7 protein-coding genes are annotated in these 19868 nt (G+C 74.0%); 3 read left to right on the top strand and 4 right to left on the bottom strand.

Annotated elements, in window-relative coordinates; genetic code table 11:
* Nucleotides 1–1413 precede the first annotated feature (1413 nt).
* Entirely contained in the window at nt 1414–10353 is an 8940-nt protein-coding gene (locus tag LCD35_RS11390; RefSeq protein WP_225044150.1) for a type I polyketide synthase, read from the top strand.
* Nucleotides 10353–12431, top strand: coding sequence for a type I polyketide synthase (locus tag LCD35_RS11385; protein WP_374108068.1), 2079 nt, complete (start codon nt 10353–10355; stop codon nt 12429–12431). The genes LCD35_RS11390 and LCD35_RS11385 overlap by 1 nt, the downstream gene beginning before the upstream one ends.
* Before the next feature lie 299 nt (nt 12432–12730).
* Here LCD35_RS11385 and LCD35_RS11380 read toward each other — a convergent pair whose 3' ends face one another.
* Both LCD35_RS11380 and pruA read right to left on the bottom strand, forming a co-directional pair.
* Nucleotides 12731–13660, bottom strand: a complete 930-nt coding sequence (locus LCD35_RS11380) for a proline dehydrogenase family protein (RefSeq protein WP_224956221.1) — start codon at nt 13658–13660, stop codon at nt 12731–12733.
* Nucleotides 13661–13690: 30 nt separating this feature from the next.
* Entirely contained in the window at nt 13691–15319 is a 1629-nt protein-coding gene (gene pruA, locus LCD35_RS11375; protein WP_224956220.1) for an L-glutamate gamma-semialdehyde dehydrogenase, read from the bottom strand.
* Nucleotides 15320–15433: 114 nt separating this feature from the next.
* Between pruA and LCD35_RS11370 the strand changes: the two genes are divergently transcribed.
* Entirely contained in the window at nt 15434–17071 is a 1638-nt protein-coding gene (locus tag LCD35_RS11370; RefSeq protein ID WP_224956219.1) for a CdaR family transcriptional regulator, read from the top strand.
* On the opposite strand, the gene coaA is transcribed toward LCD35_RS11370, so the two are convergent.
* A complete protein-coding gene (gene coaA, locus LCD35_RS11365) occupies nt 17072–17998 on the bottom strand; it encodes a type I pantothenate kinase (protein WP_224956218.1) in 927 nt (308 codons plus the stop codon). It abuts the gene before it with no gap.
* A gap of 420 nt (nt 17999–18418) precedes the next feature.
* Complete coding sequence (locus LCD35_RS11360; RefSeq protein ID WP_225044149.1) at nt 18419–19861, bottom strand: amino acid permease; 1443 nt, start codon at nt 19859–19861, stop codon at nt 18419–18421.
* Nucleotides 19862–19868 lie beyond the last annotated feature (7 nt).

The following is a 19868-nucleotide window of genomic DNA, read 5'->3' as shown; positions in this document are numbered from 1 at the left end:
GGAGGGATGGGGCCGGACCTCGGCCCCATCCCTCCCGTGCTTTCCGGGGCCGGGCGCGGGGCGCAGTTCTGGTGGTCTCGGCGTGTGCTCACAGTTGCGATTCCTGCATTCCACTGCTCCGAGATCAATGCCATTGCTCCGTTCGGATCAGCCCCGGTTCGGGAACGGCTCAGAGAATCAGTTTCTGCGTTACTACGAGTTCTGATCGCTTTGGTCCGAATGGTGCACGGGCCACCTCTCCGCTGGGCTCGCTCACATCTCCGGATGAGGTGCTGATCATCACATGTGAAATGGTGGGCGATTACCCGGATGGAGGTTGCTTCGGTGGGGTCGTGACGGCCGGTGCGCAACAACTCGGACGATAATTTCGTGCTTGACAAATGGGGTAGGCCGATCGAATGATTAGTTGGTGTTCGCAGTTCGTCCAGCGCCTGAACGGGCGGCGCCTGGTCGGACCTGCGGACGCGTGCATCCGCGCTGCTGCGGGTCGATTCGGGTGCGTCCGCTCGCGGTGTGCCAGCCGTTCTCGGCGGCGGAGGGTTGTGACATGTGTGAGAGGGGCTCGCCGAGCCCGCACGGCGGTGTTCCGGGCGCGGCCGGTGGGTGGTGCGGCTCGTGCGGACGCCGCGTGGGCGGGACGAGCGCGCGGTGGCGTTCGTCGGACGGGATTGCCGGAGTTCGTCGTCGTGGATCGTTCACGCTGGTGGGAAAGCTGTCGGGGCTTTCTCCGGGCGAGGTCGGCCCCGTCGGTCCGCCGGGCTCCCGGTCCGGCCGCGCCGGGCCGCTGATGAAGGCCGCGGCGCGGCGGGCGCTCGGGTGCCGTCGGGGCGCCGGAGCGGTCCGGGGCCGGGTGCCGCACGCCCGCGGGCGTGCGGTGCCGCTGCCGGGCGCGCCCCGGCGGAAGTGGTCCGGGCGGTGGGGCGCATCGTTCTCCGCGCAATCATCCGCCATTTCGGCTGCGGTGCCCGCATCGGGACGGGGCCGAAACCCGAATTCGTCCCGGATCGCGGACCGGGAGTCGTCGGCGATCGATTCCTCGAATGGTTTTCCGCTTCTCGATCAGAATGTACTCGTATCGTCGGAGTTCCGCCCGCCGCGATGTCGGAAACCGTTCGACCGGGCCCCGACCAGCGATCTTCGGCCGGAGGGGGAGACGTGCGGGTTGAGCTCTCCGACCGGTCCGATCGCCGTTCCCGCATCGTGTCGTCGCGCGGTTCGGCGCGGCACGTCACCGCCCGATCCTGTGCTCGACTCCTGAAATCGCGCCAGCGGTCGTCGAACACCGCGGGCTGAGAGCGCGTGGTCTCGTGCTGCCACGACCGGGATTCGCCATCCCGGTCGTGCGGCGCGAACGCGCCCGGCCGGTGCACCCAGAGACATCCCTCCTCCTATTCGACAGGGGAACGACCGACGTTGGACCAGACATTCGCGACTCCGCTGCTGTTCACCGGTGCCGACCTGGACTCCGTCCGCGACCGGGCCGCGCGCATCGGCGCGTGCCTGCGGGACCCGGAGCTGGAGCCGCACGACGTCGCCGCGGCCCTCGCGTCCGCCCCGGCGGGTCCCGCCCGCGCCGCGCTGGTCGCCGCCACGCGCGCGGAGGCCGTGCGCGGGCTGGCGGCGCTCGGCGAGGGCCGGCCGTTCCCCGGTCTGAGCACCGGCGTCGTGCGTCCCTCGCCGGTCGCCTTCCTGTTCACCGGGATCGGCGTGGAGTGGGCGGGCATGGCCGCCCCGCTCATCGCCGCGCACCCCGAGTTCGCGGCGGTCGTGGACCAGGTGGACGCGGTGGTGGCGCCCGCGCTGGGCCGGTCGCTGCGCGCCGTCCTCGAAGGCGGCTCGGACGAGGCGGAGCTGCTCCGCCGGATCGACTGGGCGCAGATCGCGCTGTTCACCGTGCAGGTCGGCCTGTGCGCGGTGCTGCGCGAGCGCGGCCTCGAACCGGCGTACGTGCTCGGCCACTCGGCGGGGGAGCCGGCCGCGGCGCACGTCGCGGGCGTGCTCGACCTGGACGACGCCGCCCGGCTGCTGGTGGCCCGGGCCCGGCTGATGCGCACCCTGCAGGGCGGCGGCGCGATGGTGTCGCTGCAGGCGGGGGCGGAGGAGGTCGCCGCCGAGCTGGGCGAGCTCGCCGACGAGGTTTCCATCGCCGTCGTGAACGGCCCCCGCGCCACGGTGATCTCCGGAGCCGCCGACCCGGTGCTGGAGGTGGCCGCGCGGTTCGAGGAGCTGGGCCGCGGCGTCAAGTGGCTCGACGTGGACGTCGCGGTGCACTCGAACCGGGTCGACCCGATCCTGGCCGAGCTGGCCGACGACGTCCGCGACCTGACCTTCACCGCCCCGCGCGTGCCCGTGGTCTCCGCCGTCGCCGGTGCCGCCGACGACGCGGTCGCCACCCCCGGCTACTGGGTGCGCAGCCTGCGCGAGCCGGTGCGGTTCGCCGACGGCATCGGCTGGCTGCACGGGCAGGGCGTGCGCACCTTCGTGGAGATCGGGCCGGACGCGGTGCTGAGCTCGATGCTCGCCGACTGCGTGCCCGCGCACGACGACGTGGCGGCGGTGCCGCTGCTGCGCAAGCGGCGGCCCGTCGCCGACTCGCTGGCCGCTGCCGCGGCGCAGCTGCACGTGCGCGGCGTCGACCTCGCCCCGCTCGCCGAGCCGCCCGCACCGTCCGGGCACGCGCTGCGGTGCGCGCGGTTCTGGCTGGACGGCGGCCCGCTTCCGGAGGGGCACGCCGAGGCCGAACCGGGCCCGGCCGGGGCCGCCGACCTCGCCGAGCTGGTCCGCGCGCACGCCGCCGGAGTGCTCGGCAAGGCCACCCCGGAGGAGGTCGACGCGACCACCAGCTTCTTCGAGCAGGGCTTCGACTCGGCGGCCGCCGTCGAGTTCTGCGCGCTGCTCAACCGCGACGCGGGTCTCGACCTGCCGGTGGCGGCGCTGTTCGACCACAGCACCCCCGCCGCCCTGGTGGACCACCTGGCGGGGCTGCGCGACGGCGTCCCGGCGGTGACCGGCGCGCGCACCGCGGACCGCACCGACGCCGACGACGAGCCGATCGCCATCGTCGGGATGGGCTGCCGGCTGCCCGGCGGCATCGCCTCGCCCGAGCAGTTCTGGGAGGCGCTGCTGGCGGAGCGGGACGTGGTGTCGTCCTTCCCGACCGATCGCGGCTGGACCGAGGACCTCTACGACCCGGACCCGGACCGCGGCGGCCGGACCTACGCGTCGGCGGGCGGGTTCCTGCACGACGCGGCCCTGTTCGACGCCGAGTTCTTCGGCATCTCCGAGTACGAGGCGCAGGCCATGGACCCGCAGCAGCGGCTGCTGCTGGAGGTCTGCTGGGAGGCCGTGGAACGGGCCGGGATCGTCCCGGAATCCTTGCGGGGCAGCCGGACCGGCGTCTACCTCGGCGCGACCGCGCAGCCGTACGGGCCGGCGCTGGACGAGTCGGCGGGTGCGCTGGACGGGTTCGTGCTCACCGGCACCACGCCGAGCGTGCTCTCCGGGCGGGTGGCCTACCAGTTCGGCTTCCACGGCCCGGCGCTGACCGTGGACACGGCGTGCTCGGCGTCGCTGGTCGCGCTGCACCTGGCGGTGCAGTCGCTGCGGCGGGGCGAGTGCTCGATGGCGATGGCCGGTGGTGCGGCGGTGCTCGCCACGCCGGGGATGCTGGTGACCTTCGCGCGGCAGCGCGGGCTCGCCCCGGACGGCCGGTGCAAGGCGTTCGCGGCGGACGCGGACGGCACCGGCTGGGGCGAGGGCGCCGGGGTGCTGCTGCTGGAGCGGCTCTCGGACGCGCGGCGCAACGGGCACCCGGTGCTCGCGCTGGTGCGCGGCAGCGCGGTGAACTCGGACGGCACCTCGAACGGGCTGACCGCGCCGAACGGGCTGGCCCAGCAGGAGGTGATCCGCTCCGCGCTGGCCGGGGCGGGCCTGTCCGCGTCCGAAGTGGACGCGGTGGAGGCGCACGGCACGGGAACGCGGCTCGGCGATCCGGTGGAGGCGCGGGCGCTGCTGGCGACCTACGGCGCCGACCGCGCCCCGGAACGCCCGCTGCGGCTCGGTTCGGTGAAGTCGAACGTCGGGCACACCCAGACCGCGGCCGGCGTCACCGGGCTGATCAAGATGGTGCTGGCGTTGCAACACGAGGTGTTGCCCCGCACGTTGCACGTCGACGCGCCCTCGCCGCACGTGGACTGGGACGCGGACCGGATCGCGCTGCTCACCGAGCGCACCCCGTGGCCGCGGGGCACCAGCCCGCGCCGGGCCGGGCTGTCCGCGTTCGGCATCAGCGGCACCAACGCGCACGTGATCATCGAGGAGGCGCCGCCGGTCGAGGCCGGGCCCGAACCGGACGACGACGGGGTGGTGGCGCTGCCGCTGTCGGCGAAGACCGCGCCCGCGCTGGCCGAGCAGGCGCGCCGGTTCGCCGCGCACCTCGCCGCCGCGGACCGCCCGGCGCTGCGGCAGTGGTCCCGGGCGATGGCCCGGCGCTCGTCGTTCCCGTGGCGCGCGGTCGCCGTCGGCGGCTCGGCGGCGGAGCTCGTCACCGGGCTCACCGCGCTCGCCGAGCAGCGGCCCGCGCCCGGCGCGTGGTCCGGTCGCGCCCTGGACGGCCGCACCGCGGTGCTGTTCTCCGGGCAGGGCAGCCAGCGCGTCGGGATGGGACGGCTGCTGCACGCCGAGCACCCGGTGTTCGCGGCCGCCTTCGACGAGGTGTGCGCGCTGTTCGACGCCGAGACCGGTGGTGATCTGCGCGCCGTCATCGCCGACGACGAACGCGCCCTCACCCGCACCGGCTGGGCGCAGCCCGCGCTGTTCGCGATCGAGGTGGCGCTGTTCCGGCTGCTGGAGTCCTGGGGCCTGCGCCCGGACGTGGTGCTCGGGCACTCGCTGGGCGAACTCGTCGCCGCGCACGTCGCCGGGATCCTCGACCTGCCGGACGCGGTCCGCGTCGTCGCCGCCCGCGCCCGGCTGATGGAGGCCGTGGACGTCGACGGGACGATGACCGCGCTGGAGGCCACCGAGGACGAGGTCCGCGCGGTGCTCGCCGAGCACCCGGACGGGATCGCCGTGGCCGCCGTGAACGCGCCGCGCAGCACCGTCGTGTCCGGCCGCCGCGAGCTCGTCGAGTCCGTGGCCGGGCGTTTTTCCGCGCAGGGGCGCCAGGTCTGGCCGCTGCGGGTCAGCCACCCGTTCCACACGCCGCTGATGGCGGGCATGCTCGACGAGTTCGGCGCCGTCCTGCGCACCGCGACGTTCCGGCGGCCGAACCTGCCGGTGGTCTCCAACGTCACCGGGGAGCTCGCCGACGAACGCATGTCCGCACCGGACTACTGGCTGGAGCACGTGCTCGGTGCGGTGCGGTTCGCCGACGGGGTGCGCACCGCGCGCGAGTTCGGTGCCCGCACCTTCGTCGAGGTCGGGCCGGGCGCGGCGCTCACCGTGCAGGCCCGCGCGTGCCTGGCCGAGCTGGACCCGGCCGCGGTCGTGGCCGCGACCCTGCGCCAGGGCCGGGACGAGACCACCGCGCTGCTGCACGGCGTGGCGCAGCTGCACGTGGCCGGGCAGCCGGTCGACTGGGACGCCGTCGCGGGCCCCGGCGGCGGCACCGCGCTGCCGCAGCTGCCGACGTACGCCTTCCAGCGCAAGCACTTCTGGCTCACCTCCTCGGGCCGGAGCACCGGTGTCACCGAGTTCCCGCCCGCGCCGAGCGTTCCCGCCATCGACGGCCTCACCGGCGAGCAGCGGCGCGCCCGGCTGCTGGAGCTGGTGCTGGAGCAGACCGCCGCGTGCCTGGGCACCAGCGAGCGGGACCAGGTGGAACCGGGACTGACGTTCGCCGAGACCGGGCTCGGTTCCGTCGGGCTGCTGGAGCTGCGGAACCGGCTGGTCGCCGCCACCGGGCTGGAGCTGCCCGCCGCCGCGGCCTACGACCACCCGACGCCGCGCGCGCTGGCCGAGCAGCTGGGCCGGCTCGACCCGGCCGTCCGGCAGCGGGCCGAACCGGTCGCCCGCACCGAGGTCGTCGAGCCGCGGCCCGCCGACGACGGGCCGGAACCGATCGCGATCGTCGGCATGGGCTGCCGCTTCCCCGGCGGGGTCACCACCCCCGGCGAGCTGTGGGACCTGGTCGCCGAAGGCCGCGACGTGGTCTCCGAGTTCCCCACCGACCGTGGCTGGCCGACCGGCCTGCACTCGCCGGACCCGGACCGGCCCGGCAAGACCTACTGCACCCGCGGCGGGTTCCTGCGCGACCCGGCGATGTTCGACTCCGACTTCTTCGGCATCGCGCCGCGGGAGGCGCTGGTCACCGACGCGCAGCAGCGGCTGCTGCTGGAGACCTCGTGGGAGGCCTTCGAACGCGCCGGCATCGACCCGATCTCGTTGCGCGGCAGCGACACCGGCGTCTTCGTCGGCATCACCTACCAGGACTACACGCCGCGCTGGGTGGACCGGCCGCGCGCGGTCCGCGACCACGAGGGCTACCTGCAGAGCGGCACGGCCAGCAGCATCGCGACCGGGCGGCTGTCGTACTTCTTCGGCTTCGAGGGCCCGTCGATCGGCATCGACACCGCGTGCTCGTCCTCGCTGGTGTCGCTGCACCTCGGGGTGGAGGCGCTGCGCGGCGGGCAGTGCGGGTACGCCCTCGCCGGGGGCGCCACGGTGATGCCGACGCCGCAGCCGTTCGTCGAGTTCTCCCGGCTGCGCGCGCTGTCCCCCGACGGCCGGTGCAAGTCGTTCTCCGCGGACGCGGACGGCACCGGTTGGGGCGAGGGCGCGGGCGTGCTGCTGCTGGAACGGCTCTCCGACGCGCAGCGCAACGGGCACAAGGTCCACGCGGTGGTGCTGGGCACCGCGGTCGGCGCCGACGGCGCCTCCAACGGGCTCACCGCCCCCAACGGGCTCGCGCAGCAGCGCACCATCCGCACCGCGCTGCGCACCGCGGGGATCTCCGGCCGGGACGTCGACGTCGTCGAGGCGCACGGCACCGGCACCAAGCTCGGCGACCCGATCGAGGCGCAGGCGCTGGTCGAGACCTACGGCCGCGACCGGGCGCCGGACCGGCCGCTGTTCGTCGGCTCCATCAAGTCGAACATCGGGCACCCGCAGACCGCCGCCGGCGTCGCGGGGGTGATCAAGCTGGTGGAGTCGTTCCGCCACGGGGTGCTGCCGAAGACGCTGCACGCGGACGAACCGACGCCGCTGATCGACTGGCCCAGCAGCGGGCTGTCGCTGCTCGCCGAGCAGCGGTCCTGGCCCGCGACCGACGGTCCGCGCCGCGCCGCGATCTCCGGGTTCGGCATCGGCGGCACCCTCGGGCACGCGATCCTGCAGGAGCCGCCCGCACCGCAGCGGCCCCGCCCGGCCCCCGCCGGTCGTCCCGTCGCCTGGGTGCTGTCCGGGCAGACCGCCGCCGCCCTGCAGGACCAGGCGCGGCACCTGCTGGAGCACCCCGAGCTGGACGCGCACCGGGTCGCGGACGTGGCGCACACCCTCGCCCGGCGCACCGCGTTCCGCTGGCGCGGCGTCGTCGTCGGCTCTTCGGTCGAGCAGCTGCGGGAGGGCCTGGAGCTGCTGGCGCGCGGGTGCACCGGGAACGGCGTGTGGTCCGGGCAGGGCCGCGACGCGCCCGCCACCACCGCGTCCGGGCCGCTCGAAGACCTCGCCCAGCGGCACGTGGACGGCGCGCCGGTGGACTGGACGGCGGTGTTCCCGACCGGCGAATTCCTCGACGAACTGCCGACCTACGCGTTCCAGCGGCAGCGGTACTGGCTGGAGCTGGACGCGGGCGAGCCGAGCACCGGGCACCCCTTCCTGGACGAGCCGATCGACCTCGCCGACGGGTCCGGGGCGGTCGTGAACGGCCGCGTGTCGGTGGCCGCCGAGGCGTGGCTGGCCGATCACGTGCTGCGCGGCGACACGATCTTCCCCGGCACCGGGCACGTGGAGCTGGCGCTGCGCGCCGGTCGCGAGCTCGGCTGCCCGCGCCTGGTCGAGCTGACCCACCACAGCCCGCTGCTGCTGCCCGACGACGGGTACCGCCGCATCCAGGTCTCGGTGGGGGCGCCCGGCGCGGGTCGGCGGCGGCCGTTGAAGATCCACTCCGCGGCGGCGGGCGGATCGGAGTGGACGCTGCACGCCTCCGGTGAGCTCGGCCCCGACGCCGAACCGGTCGAGGTCCCGTCCGTGCAGTGGCCGCCACCCGGCGCGGAAGCCGTGGACGTCGCGGCCATGTACGAGGGCTTCACCGAGCGCGAGTACGAGTACGGGCCCGCCTTCCGCGGCGTGCGCGCCGCCTGGCGCACCGGCGACGAGGTCACCGCCGAGGTGGCGCTGCCCGCCGACGTGGCCCGGGACGCGGGCGAACTGGTGCTGCACCCGGCGCTGCTGGACGCCTGCCTGCACGCGATGGGCGTGCTCGACGACGGCGACGACGTGCGGGTCCCGTTCGCGTGGAGCGGCGTCACCGCAGCGGACGGCCCGCCCGCCGGCGAAGTGCGGGTGCGCCTGACCAAGGTGCGGCCGGACACCGCGACGCTCGTGGTCGAGGACCTCTCCGGGCGGCTGGTGCTGGCGGTGGACGCGCTGACCTTCCGCTCGTTGCAGACCGACCCCGGGGTGAACCTGCGCGACGTGCTGTTCGCCCAGGAGTGGGTGGCCGTCGAACCCGCTTCCTGGCCCGCGTCCGGCCGGCCCGCCGTGGTCGAGGTCGACGGAGATCCGGCGGCCGCGTTCGCCGCGCTCGGCGCGGACGGCGTGCTGCCGGAACTGGTGGCCGTCGCGCTGCCGGAGTTCGGCGCGGCCCGGATCGGCGACGACGGGCTCGCCGCGGCGACCCGCGCCGCGATCGGCTCCGCGCTGGAACTGGTGCGGGCCTGGCTGGCCACGCCCGGCGCCGCGGCCTCCCGCCTGGTGGTGGTGACCCGGGGAGCGGCGGACGTCGGCGGCGGAACCGTCGGCGACGCCGCGCACGCCGCCGCGGCCGGGCTGGTCCGCAGCGCCCAGTCGGAGCACCCCGACCGGTTCGTGCTGGTCGACGTCGAGGAGCACGACGGGCTCGCGGACGTGCTCGCGGAACTGCCCGACGGCGAACCGCAGCTGGCTGTCCGCGACGGCCGCTTCCACGCCGCCCGCCTCGCCCGCACCGCCGGGGGTGGCGGCGACGTCCGGCTGGACGGCGGCACCGTGCTGCTCACCGGCGGCACCGGCGGACTCGCCGCGGAGATCGCCGCGCACCTGGTGGCGGCCTGCGGGGCGACGCACCTGGTGCTGGCCAGCCGCCGCGGTCCGCGCGCCGCCGGGGCCGAGGAGCTGCGGGCCCGGCTGCTGGAGCTCGGCGCCCAGCGGGTCGACCTCGCGTCCTGCGACGTGACCCGGCGCGAGCAGGTCGCGGACCTGCTCGGCTCGATCGACCCGGCGCAGCCGCTGATCGGCGTCGTGCACCTCGCCGGGGTGCTGGCCGACGCCACCGTCGGAGGGATGACCGCCGAGCAGATCGACCGGGTCGTCGCGCCCAAGGTGGACGCGCTGGTGCACCTGCACGAGCTGACCGCGGGTGCCGACCTGCGGATGTTCGCGACCTTCTCCTCCGCGGCCGCCGCCGTCGGCTCCGCCGGGCAGGGCAACTACGCCGCCGCCAACGCCTTCCTGGAGGCGGTGACCGCGCAGCGCCGCGCGGGCGGGCTCGCGGGCACCGCGCTCGCGTGGGGCATGTGGGCCACCGAGGACGGGATGCGGGGGCAGGTCGGCGACGCCGACATCGCCCGGTTGCACCGCTCCGGGTTCCGGCCGATCACCACCGCCGAGGCGGTGACCGCGTTCAGCGCCGGGATCTCCGCGGACCTGCCGGTGCTGCTGCCGGTGCCGGTGGAGCGGGCGCAGTTGCGCAGGCTCGCGGGCAGCGGTGGGCTCCCCGCGCTGATGCGCGGCATCGCCCCCGCCGGTGCCGCGGACGGATCGGCCGCGTCGTTCGCGGAGCGGGTGCGCGGGCTGCCCGGGCAGGCCCGGCTGGCCGCGGTCGTGGACGTGGTCCGCACGCACGTCGCGCGCATCCTCGGGCACGATTCGGGCTCCCAGGTGGACGTGGGCACCGCGTTCTTCGACATGGGCTTCGACTCGCTGTCCGCGGTGGAGCTGCGCAACGAGCTGGCCACCGCCACCGGCACGTCGCTGCCGCCGACGCTGCTGTTCGACCACCCCGACATCACCTCCGTGGCCGAGCACGTGCTCGACCGGCTCGCCCCGGAACCGGCCCCCGCGCCCGCACCGGCGGAACCGGAACCGGTGTCGGCCATCGCGGAGATGACCGCCGACCAACTCGTCGCCATGGCGCTGAAACAAGGTGATCGCTGATGACCGAGCAGCTCGTCGAAGCCCTCCGGGCCGCGTTGCTGGAGAACGAACGGCTGCGCGCCGAACGGGCGCGACCCGCCGAGGAGCCGATCGCCGTGATCGGCGTCGCCTGCCGCTACCCCGGTGACGTGGGCACCCCGGAGCAGCTGTGGGACCTGGTGGCCGGGGAGCGGTGCGCCGTGGGCGACTTCCCCACCGACCGCGGCTGGCCGGCGGACCTGTACGACCCGGTGCCCGGGCGCCCCGGCAAGTCGAACACCGAACGCGGCGGGTTCATCGACATCAAGGGCTTCGACCCGGAGTTCTTCGGCATCGAGCCCGACGAGGCCCGCATGATGGACCCGCAGCAGCGGCTCGTGCTGGAGGCGTCCTGGCACGCGTTCGAGCACGCCGGAGTCGACCCGACCTCGCTGCGGCGCAGCTCGACCGGCGCCTACGTCGGGGTGATGTACAACGACTACACCGCGCGCATCGACGCGGCGGGCCTGAACCACGACGAGAACTACCTGACCAGCGTGACCAGGAGCGTCACCTCCGGGCGGGTGGCCTACGCGTTCGGCCTGGAAGGGCCCGCGGTCACCGTGGACACGGCGTGCTCCTCGTCGCTGGTGGCGGTGCACCTGGCGAGCAACGCGCTGCGCGGCGGGGAGTGCTCGCTGGCGCTGGCCGCCGGGGTGACGTCGATGGCCTCGCCGTCGATGTTCCTGGAGTTCAGCAAGCACGGCGTCGCCGCCGACGGGACCTGCAAGGCGTTCTCCGCCGACGCCGACGGCATCGGCTGGGGCGAGGGCGTCGGGGTGCTGGTCCTGGAGCGGCTGTCCGACGCGCGCCGCAACGGCCGCCGGGTGCTCGCGGTGCTGCGGGGCAGCGCGGTCAGCCAGGACGGGGCGTCGAACGGGCTCACCGCGCCGAACGGGCGCGCCCAGCAGCGCGTCATCGAGGAGGCGCTGGGCCGCGGCGGGCTCACCCCCGCCGACGTGGACGCGATCGACGCGCACGGCACCGGGACTCCGCTGGGCGACACGATCGAAGCGCACGCCCTGCAGGCCGTCTACGGCCGGGGCCGCGCGGCGGAGCACCCGCTGTGGCTCGGTTCGGTGAAGTCCAACCTCGGCCACACCCAGGCCGCCGCCGGGGCGGCGAGCCTGATCAAGATGATCTGGGCGATCCGGGAGGGCGTGCTGCCGAAGACGCTGCACGTGGAGCGGGCCTCCACCGACGTGGCGTGGGACGGCGGGGGAGTGGCGCTGCTGCGCGAATCGCGGCCGTGGCCGGAGGTCGGCAGGCCGCGCCGCGCCGCGGTCTCCGCGTTCGGCATCAGCGGCACCCTCGCCCACGTCATCGTCGAGCAGGCCGAGGAGCAGGACGTGCCCGCGTCGACGGCACCCGCGGGCACCACGCCGTGGCTGCTGCACGCGCGCACCGAGCGGGGCCTGCGCGCGCAGGCGGGCGCGCTGGCCGGGGCGATCGAGGACGCGGGCGATCCGCTGACCGCCGACGTCGCCGTCTCGATCACGCCGCGACGCGGATTCCCGTGGCGGGCGGCGATCCTGCCCCGCAGCACCCCGGACGGGGTGCGCGCGTTGCGGGCGCTCGCCGCGGGCGCGGACTCCGCCGACGTGCCGGTGGGCGACCGCACCGCGCGGGACGTCGTGCTGGTGCTGCCGGTCGCTCTGCCCGGCAAGGCCCAGGTGGAGCTGGCCGCGGAACTCGCCGACTGGGGCGTCCGTCCGAACCACGTGGTCGCCGCCGTCGAGGCGGGGTCGGTGGCGGCGGACGTCGCCGCGGCCGCCGGGCTCGGACCGGACGCGGTCACCACGACCGGTGACTGCGCCGGGGCCGTCCGGGAGCGGACCCGGTCCGGCACCTGCTCGGCGGTCGTGCTCGGCACCGGCGGAGAGCTCGCCGGGAACGCCGACGTCATCGCACTGCCGGAGCACGGCGGGCCCGAAGCGCTGGAACGGGTGCTGGCCTGGCTGCACGTCCGCGGAATCCCCGTCGACTGGCGGCGGACGGGAACCGGAACCCCGATCCCGGTGCCCGGACACCACTTCGCACACCAGGAGTTCTGGGTCTGAAAACGGGTTCCGCCACCCGGTGCCGGGCCTTCAACTCGGTTTGCGTAGCACTCGGGTGGCGGAACCACACTGCTCGTCTTCAACTTGCGCCGCGGGTCGTGTCCGTTGCTCGTCAGCGGCGAAGCCGCTGAGCCGCCGACCACGCACGCAGCAGGACCACCCGCGGGTTCTCAGCGGGCCCCTCGCGAGGACAGCGTTTTCTCATGTGGCGGAGCCACCTGTGAAAACGATCCCGCAGCGAGGGGGCCGCTGAGGTTCCGCCACCCCAGCGCTGCACAAGAGGAGTGGAACAGCATGGATCAGCCGCGGCCGAGCAACGACCGGGCGAAGAACGCCAGGTTCGCCGGACGCTCCGCCAGCCGTCGCATGAAGTAGCCGTACCACTGGTCGCCGTAGGCCACGTACACCCGCAGCCGGTGGCCTTCGGCGGCCAGCCGCTCCTGCTCGTCGGGCCGGATCCCGTAGAGCATCTGGAACTCGAAGCCCTCCGCGGACCGCCCGGCGCGCGCCGCCAGGTCGAGCGCGATCTCGATCATCCGCGGGTCGTGCGTGGCCACCATCGGGTAGCCCGCGCCTTCCAGCAGCACCCGCAGGCACCGCACGTACGACCTGTCCACTTCGGACCGTTCGGCGAACGCGACCGAGGCGGGTTCGGCGTAGGCGCCCTTGCACAGCCGCACCCGGGAACCGGCGGTGGCCAGGTCCCGGCAGTCCTGCTCGGTGCGCCGCAGGTACGCCTGCAGCACCGCGCCCACCCACGGGAAGTCCACCCGCAGGTCCCGCAGGATGCCCAGCGTGGAGTCCGTGGTGGTGTGGTCCTCCATGTCGAGGGTGACCGTGGTGCCCGCCGCCGCGGCGGCCTCGCAGATCAGCCGCGCGTTGTCCAGCGCGATCTTCTCCCCGTCCACCGGCAGCGACTGCCCGACGGCGGAGAGCTTCACCGACACCTCGGCCCGGTCGGCCAGGCCCGCGTCGCCGAGCGAACCGAGCACCGCCCGGTAGGCGTTCACGGTGTCCGCGGCCCGCCCGGCGTCGAGGGTGTCCTCGCCGAGGTGGTCCAGCGTGGTGCGCATGCCGCGCGCCGCGAGCGCGCGGGTGGCCGCGACCGCGTCCAGCGCGGTCGTCCCGGCCACGTACCGGTCCACCACCGGGCCGGTCAGCGGGTTGGATTCCACGATCCGCCGCACGTTCGTGGAACGCGCCGCAGCCAGCAGAGCAGAGCGCAGCATCGGGTCTCCTCAGGTGCGAAGCGGATCGGATCAGTCCATGTGCGGGTAGCCGAGCCCGGTGGGCGCGACGAACGTCTCCTTGATGGCGCGCGGGCTGGTCCAGCGCTGGATGTTGAACATCGACCCGGCCTTGTCGTTGGTGCCGGAGGCACGGCCCCCGCCGAACGGCTGGCGGGACACGATGGACCCGGTGGGCTTGTCGTTGACGTAGAAGTTCCCCGCCGCCTGCCGCAGCTTCCGGTGCGCCAGCTCGATCGCGGACCGGTCGGTGGCGAACACAGCGCCGGTCAGCGCGTACGGGCTGGACGCGTCGACCACGTCGAGGATCTCCGCGTAGCGGGCGTCGTCGTAGACGTGCACCGCGATGATCGGCCCGAAGTACTCGGTGGTGAACACCTCGTCGGCCGGGTCGTCGCAGACCAGCACCGTCGGCTCGACGAAGTAGCCGACCGAGTCGTCGCAGCCGCCACCGGCCAGCACCTCGATCGAGGAGGTGGTGCGGGCCCGCTCCAGCGCGGTCTTGTGCTTCGCGAACGCCCGCGCGTCGATGACCGCGCCGCCGAAGTGGCCGAAGTCGGTGACGTCGCCGAAGCTGATCGTCCGGGTCAGCTCCGCCAGCTCGTCGCGCAGCCCGCCCTCCCAGATCGAGCGCGGCACGTAGGCGCGGGACGCCGCCGAGCACTTCTGCCCCTGGTACTCGAAGGCGCCGCGGGCGAACGCGGTGGCCAGCGGGGCCGGGTCCGCCGACGGGTGCACCACGATGAAGTCCTTGCCGCCGGTCTCGCCGACGATCCGCGGGTAGCTGCGGTAGGAGTCGAGGTTCTCGGCGACGGTGCGCCACAGCTTCTTGAACGTGCCGGTCGAGCCGGTGAAGTGCAGGCCCGCGAAGTCCGGGTCGGCCAGCGCGACCTCGCTGACGGCCTGCCCGTCCCCGGTGACCAGGTTGATCACGCCCGGGGGCAGCCCGGCGGCCTCGAACATCCGCATGGTGAAGTGCGCGGCGAACTGCTGCGACGGCGTCGGCTTCCACACCACGGTGTTGCCCATCAGCGCGGGCGCGGTGGGCAGGTTCCCGGCGATGGCGGTGAAGTTGAACGGGGTGATGGCGGTGACGAAACCGTCCAGCGGCCGGTACTCCATCCGGTTCCACTCGTTCGGCACCGAGGTGGGCTGCTCGGCGAGGATGCGGCGCGCGTAGTGCACGTTGAACCGCAGGAAGTCGATGAACTCGCAGGCCGCGTCGATCTCGGCCTGCTGCACCGACTTGGACTGCCCGAGCACGGTGGCGCCGTTGATGGTGTCCCGCCACGGCCCGGCGAGCAGGTCGGCGGCGCGCAGCAGCACCGCGGCGCGCTCGTCGAACGGGGTGGCGGCCCAGCCGGGGGCGGCGTTCTTGGCGGCGCGCACCGCGTCGGCGACGTCCTCGCGGGTGGCCTGCGCGGAGGTGCCGAGCACGTGCGCGTGGTCGTGCGGCTGCACCACGTCGAAGCGGTCGCCGCCCGCCATCCGCTGCACGCCGTCGATGGTGGACGTGAGGTCGAGGCGCTCGGATTCGAGCTCGGCGATGCGCTTGTGCAGCGATTCCCGCTCGGCGGAGCCGGGGGCGTAGGACTTGACCGGTTCGTTGCTCGGGGCTGGGACGGTGGTGATGGCGTCCATGCCTGTCGCCTCCTCGCGGGTCGGCTGGGGTTCTGGAATACCCAGAACAGTAGGAGCGGGACGGGCCGCTGCGGCTGTACGATCGGCCATCGTTGAGGGGAGCGTGTTGTTCGGTTGGACGAGGACCCGCGTGGCCCGGCCGCGCCCGGAGCGCCGCTGCGGCAGCTGCTCGTCGCCGTCGGCGAACCGCTGATCGACCTGCTCGCCGCCCCGGCCGGCCTGGACGTGGACGTGCGGGACGTGGTGATCGCCGAACCCGACGAGGACGCGGCGGCCAACCCCGGCGACCTGGTGCTGGTGATCGGCGCCCGCGGCCGCTCCGCGCTGCGCCAGGTCCGGTCCGCCGCGCGGGACGGGGCCGCCGCGGTGGCGGTGAAGACCCAGGCCGAGCAGGACGCGGCGGTGCTCCGGGACGCCGCGCTGGACGCCGGCATCGCCCTGTTCGGGGTGTGGCCGGAGGTGCGCTGGGAGCAGCTGGAGTCGCTGGTGCGCACCGTCGTGGACAACGCGCGGCTCACCGTCGAAGCGGACGCGGGGGAGGCGCCGGGAGACCTGTTCGCGCTCGCCCAGACCGTCGCGGCCATGACCGGCGGCAGCGTCAGCATCGAGGACACCGCCAGCCGGGTCCTCGCCTACTCCCGCTCCGACGACGAGGTGGACGAGCTGCGCAGGCTGTCCATCCTGGGCCGCCGCGGCCCGGAGCCGTACCTGGCGATGCTGCGTGAGTGGGGCGTGTACGAGCGGCTGCGTTCCGGCGAGGAGGTCGTGGGCGTCGACGAACGCCCCGATCTGGGCATCCGGCGCCGGATGGCGGTCGGCATCCACGCGGGCGCGCAGCCGCTGGGCACCATCTGGGTGCAGGAGGGGTCCCGTCCGCTGGAGGAGCGGTCGCAGCGCGCGCTGCTCGGCGCAGCTCGGGTCGCTGCCGTGCAGCTGATCCGGCAGCGCGCCGAGGCCAGCGCCGCCCCCCGGCTGCGGGAGAACCTGCTGATCGGGCTGCTCGACGGCAAGGTCGACGCGGCCAGCGTCGCGGGCAACATCGGCGCCGACGCGTCCCGGCCCGCGGTGGTCGTGGTGTTCGCGCTGCGCGGCCGGGCCGGGGTGTCGAACCGGCCGGAGCTGGAGCTGGAGCGCGCCGAGATGACCGGGTTGATCTCGGTGCACGCCGCCGCCTACCGGCGCAGCGCGCTGGTGACGACGCTCGGCTCGCGGGTGTACGTGCTGCTGCCGGACCTGCCGGTGCACGCGCTGCCCGGGGTGCTCGGCATGACCAGGGAGATCGCGGCCGCCGCCGGGCAGCAGCTGCGGGCCGCGGTGCAGGCCGGGGTGGGTTCGGTGGTGGCCGGGCTGGACGAGGTGCCGCACTCGCGCGCCGAGGCGGACCGGGTGCTGGACGCGATGGGCCACGACCTGGACGCGCCGATCGCCACCATCGCCGACGTGCGCTCCCGCGTGGTGCTCAGCGAGCTGCTGACGGTGCTCGGCGGCAACGAGCGGTTCCGCGACCCGCGGCTGGACGCGCTGTTCGCCCACGACGCCGAGCACTCGGGGGCGCTGGCGCGGTCGGTGCTGGCGTACCTGGAGCACTTCGGCGACGTGCGGTCCGCGAGCGCCGCGCTGCACGTGCACCCGAACACGCTGCGGCACCGCATCCGCCGCGCGGGCGAGATCACCGGCATCGACCTCGCGGACCCCGCCGAACGCCTGACGACGCAGCTGCACCTGCTCCTGCACCGCAGGCAGGGCCGTTGATCAGAGCTTGCGCAGCCGCACCCGGTTGATGGCGTGGTCGCCGTCCTTGCGCAGCACCAGGGTGGCGCGCGGCCGGGTCGGCAGGATGTTGTCCACCAGGTTGGGCCGGTTGATGGTGTGCCACAGGTGGTGCGCCTCGGCCCGCGCGTCCTCGTCGGAGAGGCCGGCGAAGTGGTGGAAGTGCGACTCGGGGTCGGCGAACGCGGTGCCGCGCAGCGCCAGGAACCGGTCGGTGTACCAGCGCTCGATGTGGTCGGTGTGCGCGTCCACGTAGATGGAGAAGTCGAACAGGTCGGACACGGCGAGGCTCGGCCCGGGCTGCAGGACGTTGAGCCCTTCCACGATGAGGATGTCCGGCTGCCGCACCACCTGCTCGTGCCCGGGCAGGATGTCGTAGGCGAGGTGCGAGTACACCGGCGCGGTCACCGACTCGGCCCCGGACTTGACCTCGGTGACGAAGCGCAGCAGCGCCCGCCGGTCGTAGCTCTCCGGGAAGCCCTTGCGGTGCATGATGCCGCGCCGGACCAGTTCGGCCTTGGAGTGCAGGAACCCGTCGGTGGTGACCAGGTCGACCTGCGGGTGGTCGGGCCAGCGCGCCAGCAGCGCCCGCAGGATGCGCGCGGTGGTGGACTTGCCGACGGCGACGCTGCCGGCGAGGCCGATCACGAACGGCACCTTCGGCGCGGTCTCGCCGAGGAACGTGGTGGTGCTGTCGTGCAGCCGCTGCCGCGCGGCGACCTGCAGGTTGATCAGGCGGGACAGCGGCAGGTAGACGTCGGCGACCTCGTCGAGGTCGACGGGTTCGCCGAGGCCGCGCAGCGCCTCCAGCTCGGAGTGGGTGAGGGGCAGCGGCAGCGAGTCGCTGAGCTCCCGCCACTGCTTGCGGTGCAGTTCGACGTACGGGCTCAGTTCGCGGACTCGCGTCACGGCGCACACCCCTCGACGTTGAGGACCGGCCGGCTCTCGGCTGCTTCGGCCGGTCCGCACCGGTGCCGCCGAGCTCGACGGCACCGGCAACCCTAGATCTCGGGCCCCCGGGCGCGCTGTGACGCACTGCACCGCACCCGGGGCCGATCAGGTGATCGTCGACTCACCACCCACCGGAGGTCGGGATGACGGCCGACCGTCGAACCTCCCCGGCGGTTCGTGGCTTTGTCCTGTCAGCGGCGAAGCCGCTGAGCGGCGACCCAGCACGCAACCGGACCACCCGCGGGTTCTCAGCCGCTTCCTCGAGAGGACAGCTTTTTCCCTCGTGGCGGAGCCACTTGGGAAAAAGATCCCGCAGCGAGGAAGCGGCTGAGGTTCCGCCACCCCACCACGACGCAGCAGAAGCGGGGAGACCGTCCGTCAGTCGTCGGAAGGCTGGTTCATCTTCGAGTGGCGGTAGCCGTACGCCGCATATACCACCAGCCCGATCGCGAACCAGACGCCGAACCGCAGCCACGTCTCCGGCGCCAGGAACGTCACCAGCCACAGCGAGAACACGATGCCGATCAGCGGCACCACCGGCATGCCGGGCGTGCGGAACCCGCGCGGCAGCTCGGGCCGCTTGTAGCGCAGCACGATCACCGCGGCGCAGACCACGACGAACGCCAGCAGGATGCCGATGTTGGTCAGCTCCGCGGCCTCCTCGATGGGCAGCAGCCCGGCGAACACGGCGGAGACGATGCTGATGAGCCAGGTGAACCGGGACGGCACCTTCCGCACCGGGTGGGTGCGGGAGAACCACTTCGGCAGCAGCCCGTCGCGGGACATGGCGAACCCGACGCGGGTGGCGCCGAGCATGAAGGTGAACAGCACGGTGAGGATGCCGAGGATGGCGCCGACGGCGATGATCGCACCGACCACGGGCAGGCCCACGTCGGCGAACGCGGTGGCGAACGCGCTTTCCTCGCTGATCTCCTGGTACGGGATCATGCCGGTCAGCACCAGGCAGGCCAGCACGTACAGCACCATCGAGATGATCAGCGAGTACAGGATCGCCTTCGGCATGTGCTTCTGCGAGTCCTTGGACTCCTCCGCCGCGGTGGACATCGCGTCGTAGCCGAACACCGCGAAGAACACGGTCGCCGCGCCGGTGATGGCACCGCCGATGCCGAACGGGAAGAACGGCGTGTAGTTGCCCGCGTTGATGTGGAACGCGCCGACGATGACGACGAGCAGCACGACGCCGACCTTGAGGTAGACCAGCGCGGTCTCGAACCGGGCGGCGTTCTTCATGCCCTGGTTGAGCACGAACGCGATGAGCAGGCACAGCAGCACCGCGAACAGGTTGATCTTGTAGCTGCCGGGTGGCGCGTCCCCGCCCTCGGTGCCCGGGGCGCCGACCATCCACAGCGGCAGCTCGACGTGCAGGAACCCGAGCAGCTCGGTGAAGTACCCGGAGATGCCGATGGCCACCACGGACACGATCGCGGTGTACTCCAGCAGCAGGTCCCAGCCGATGAGCCAGCCGACGATCTCGCCGAGCACCGCGTAGCCGTAGGTGTAGGCCGAACCGGCTTTCGGGATCATCCCCGCGAACTCGGCGTAGGAGAACGCCGCCGCGGCGCTGGCGATCCCCGCGATGAGGAACGAGACCAGCACCGCGGGACCGGCCTTGCCGTGGGCGACGGCCCCGGCGAGCGAGAAGATGCCCGCGCCGATGATGCCGCCGACGCCGATCGCGGTCAGCTGCCACAACCCGAGGGTGCGCTGGAGCCCGCCGGACTCGCCATCGTCCTCGCTGATCGCGTCGATGGGTTTGCGCCGCAGGATCCCCTTGCCGGGGCTGAGCCCAGGTTCCGCCATCGCGTCC

Origin of the sequence: Saccharopolyspora sp. 6V (genome assembly GCF_020176785.1) — a bacterium.
Classification (GTDB): Bacteria; Actinomycetota; Actinomycetes; order Mycobacteriales; family Pseudonocardiaceae; genus Saccharopolyspora_C; species Saccharopolyspora_C gregorii.
This window is presented reverse-complemented; position numbering and strand designations above follow the sequence as displayed.